The organism is Streptomyces sp. NPDC059900 (assembly GCF_050270335.1).
In the GTDB taxonomy this organism is placed as follows: Bacteria; Actinomycetota; Actinomycetes; order Streptomycetales; family Streptomycetaceae; genus Streptomyces.
The window spans coordinates 1-3777 of sequence record NZ_JBNNJZ010000711.1 but is presented as its reverse complement, the minus strand read 5'-3'; the positions used below and the strand labels follow the sequence as shown (position 1 = coordinate 3777).

Sequence of the window (3777 nt, the reverse complement as noted above, 5' to 3'; positions counted from 1 at the left end):
GGCACACGAGCGATGCGCTGACCTCGTACACCTACAAGTCGCCGCGCGGCACGATGAAGGTCCGCGAGGGCACGTCCTTCACCACCGCCCAGAAGTCCTCCTCGGTCCTGCCCGCCCTGCCGAAGTCCTCGGGCGTCGACCGGGCGCGTCTGAAGGGCTACCTCGACGACGTGGCGAATGCGGCCGACCCCTTCTCGGGCGCCACCGACACCTACTGGACGGGCAAGGCGCTGGGCAGGCTCGCCCAGCTCGTCCCCGTCGCCGACCAGATCGGCGAGACCGGCACCCGCGACAAGCTCCTCGGCCTGCTCAAGGGCCGCCTCCAGGAGTGGTTCACCGCGGGCGGTGCCAGTGAGTTCTCCTACGACAAGGACTGGAAGACGCTGACCGGCTATCCGGCGTCGTACGGCAGCGACACCGAACTCAACGACCACCACTTCCACTACAGCTACTACGTCTACGCGGCGGCGATCGTCGCCCAGTACGACCAGGCCTGGGCCGCCGACTCGGCATGGGGCGGCATGGTCAAAACCCTCATCAAGGACGCCGCCAACCCCGCCCGCGGCGACGCGGCCTTCCCCTTCCTGCGCGGCTTCGACGTCTACGCGGGCCACAGCTGGGCCTCCGGACACCAGGGCTTCGCCGCGGGCAACAACCAGGAGTCCTCCTCGGAGTCGACCAATCTCAGCGCCGCCCTGGTGCTGTGGGGCTCGGCCACCGGCAACGCCGAACTCCGCGACCTGGGGGCCTACTTGCTGACCACCGAGTCGGAGGCGATCGCCCAGTACTGGTTCGACGCCGACGAGCAGGTCTTCCCCTCCGGCTTCGGCCATGACACGGCCGGAATGGTGTGGGGCAGCGGAGCGGCCTACGCCACGTGGTGGACGGCCAACCCCGAGGAGATCCACGGCATCAACGCCCTGCCCATCACAGGCGGCTCACTGCACCTGGCCGGACACAAGGCCGCGATCCGGCGCAACCTCGCCGAGATGGTGCGGGAGAACGGCGGTCCTGCGGCTGAGTGGCGCGACATCCTTTGGGAATTCGAATCGCTCGCCGATCCGGCCGCGGCCAAGTCCAAGTGGGACGCGGGCAACGCCGGTTACACGCCCGAGCAGGGTGAATCCAAGGCGCACACCTACCACTGGATCAACACCCTGGACACACTCGGCGCCCCCGACACGACGATCACCGGCGACATCCCGACGTCGGCGGTCTTCGCCAAGGGCACGACACGCACCTATGCGGCGCACAACTTCGGCGCCTCGTCCCGCACGGTCACCTTCTCCGACGGCGCGACCCTCACGGTCCCGGCCCGCTCCACGGCCACGGGCACCGGAACGGGCGGCGGCGACCCGGACCCCGACCCGCCCACGGGCAACGTCTTCCAGCTCCGCAGCGGAGGAACGCTCACCACGGCGACCGGGGCCACCGCGGGCAGCGACACTCTCGCCTCCGCCGGGGGAGCGAACCACGACGGCACACCGAACCAGCCGCAGGTCTACGAGGCGAAGAAGGTCAACGGCACGCTCGCGGCGGGCAAGTCCACGTCCTTCCGCCTCCAGGTGGACGCCGGGACCGCGGTCGGCCTGGGCCAGCAGGCCAGGATCAGCTACGACCTCACGGGCGACGGCACGTTCGACCGCACGGAGACCTACCAGTACTTCGCCACCGATCCGGTGAACGGCTGGGAGGCCTACAGCGAGGGCCGCGGCCTCAAATCGGCGACGGGCACGCTGGGCAACCTGAAGAACGGGACGGTGCGCCTGGAGGTGTGGTCGGCCATCGGCAACGCCCCGGCCAAACTGCGGACCGGGACGGCTGATTCGACCTTGACGATTCCGTTCGGCTGAGCCCCGGGTCCGTGTCCGAGTGATGTGTCCGCTGTCGCTCCCTGCCGGGAACAGGCAGGGAGCGACAGCGAACGATCAGGCGGCCTGCCGTCACTGGGTGGACGTGTCCGCCCGTACGGCGTCGGCCAGGGCCAGGCCGTAGGCGCGCGAGCCTGCGGCGTTGGGGTGCAGCGGGGCCGCGTCGCGCGTGGGGACGGTGCCTCCGATGTAGCGGTCGGCCGCGGGGGCGCACGAGTCGTGGCCGGTGCCGAGGTCCTTGGCGTCGACAAATGCGGCCCCGTGCCGTGCGGCCGCGGAGCGCAGCACCCCGCCGACCTGGTCGATCTTCGCCTGGATGTAGTCGGCGTCCTGGCCCCAGTACGGCTGGAGGGGGAAGCAGCCCCCGTCGCGGAAGTACTTGCCGTAGCCGACGACGAACACCTTCGCGTGCGGTGCGCGTTGGCGGACGGTGTCGAGGACGACGTCGAACTTCGGCGCCCAGGCATCGATGGCCTTGCCGTACCGGTCCGTGCCGCCCCCGGTGTTGGCCTTTGCGCAGCTCTTGCCGAGCGGCTTCGGCAGGGCGTTGAGGCAGCTGACCGTGAGCCCGGACAGGGCGCTGTCATTGGCGCCGATCGTGATGCTGACGAGGTCGGTGTCGGCGGAGAGCGCGTCGTACTGGGGCGCGGTGCCGGCATGCTGCGCAGTGCTGAAGTCGTCGGCGGTCGCGCCGGAGCAGCTCACGTCGGTCAGGTCGGCGTCGAGCGCCTTGGCGGCGACATGCGGGTAATCGGCCAGTGAGCGCAGGCACTTGCGGTTGGCGGTGTCGGTGGGGAGCACCAGCGGGGCGGCAGCGAAGGAGTCGCCGAGGGCCACGTACTGGAGGCGGTCTTCGTCTCCCGTCGCGGCCGCCGCGGTGGCCGTCGGGGCCGTGAGGGCGGTTCCGCAGAGCAAAGTGGTGACCAGCAGGGCGCGCGAAGGCGTTTTCATGGCGGTGTCCTCTTGATCTGTGCGGGTGGATGGGCGTGCCGGTGGGCGGTGCGGGGGAGTGGCAAGGGGCAGCGCGGCCCCTACGGCCACAGGCGGCGTTCTTGCTCCCGGGGCGCGAACACGACCCGGGCGCCGTCGGCGCCGTATGTCATGACGGGCCGCTCGGGGCCCCACTCGGGCCAGCCGGGGTCGTCGCCGCTCGCGAAGGCGATCCACGCGCGGTGCATCGCGTCGGCCAGGTGGCGCGGTGCCGTCTCGCCCGTGAGGAGCAGGCTGTCGGGCGTGTCGAGGGTGTCGAAGACGAAGCCGATCTCCAGGGCGTGGCAGGCGCCGAGTTCGTGCTGCGGTGAGGGCCAGGCGAACTCGTAGACGAAGGTCCGGCCGGGACGGCCCGTGCGGGCGTCGGCAAGGCGGTTGAGGGGCACGCGCAGCACCTTGTCGGTGACGATGGCGCCGAAGACCTCGCCGGGCGACGCGCCGGGCCGCGCGGTGCGGTAGACGACCGGAGCCCGCCAGGGGGCCTGGCCCTCGTGGACGGCGGCCCACAGCGTGGCGTCGTTGATGCGGTCGATGTAGCCGCTGGGCACGAACCAGAGCCGGTATTCGTCGGTGTTGGAGCCCAGCAGGACGTCGATGTGGTCGGCGGCGCCCCGGGCGAGCGCGGCGGCGGGGTCCTCGGGCAGGACGTCGCCGTCGACGACGAGGTGGAAGCCGCGGCCGCCGGTCAGCGGGGTGCCGCCCGCGGTGACGGCCCGCTGGGCGGCGAGCAGCCGTGCGCGGTCCACGCGGGCGAAGTCGGCCGCGGTGGGCGGGATGCCGAGGTGCTCGGCGATGGCGTTCGTGGTGCGGGCTGCTTCGGCCCGGTCGACGGCCGTGGGGGCTCCGCTTTGCAGGACCGCCCGCCGGAAGAGGCCCTCGGCGTGCGGGCTGGCCAGCAGGGCGGCGATGCTGATGC

At 71.6% G+C, this 3777-nt stretch carries 3 protein-coding genes; 1 reads left to right on the top strand and 2 read right to left on the bottom strand.

Annotated elements, in window-relative coordinates:
- Positions 1-1853: glycosyl hydrolase (locus tag ACQKIP_RS42510; RefSeq protein WP_427745460.1), on the top strand; the 1853-nt coding region annotated here is incomplete at its 5' end.
- 90 nt (positions 1854-1943) lie between these two features.
- On the opposite strand, the gene ACQKIP_RS42505 is transcribed toward ACQKIP_RS42510, so the two are convergent.
- On the bottom strand, positions 1944-2822 hold the full coding sequence (locus tag ACQKIP_RS42505) for an SGNH/GDSL hydrolase family protein (protein WP_365856730.1): 879 nt from the start codon (positions 2820-2822) through the stop codon (positions 1944-1946).
- Positions 2823-2902: 80 nt separating this feature from the next.
- Positions 2903-3777, bottom strand: an 875-nt coding sequence (locus ACQKIP_RS42500) for a carboxylesterase family protein (RefSeq protein WP_427745459.1), incomplete at its 5' end; no start/stop codon positions are given.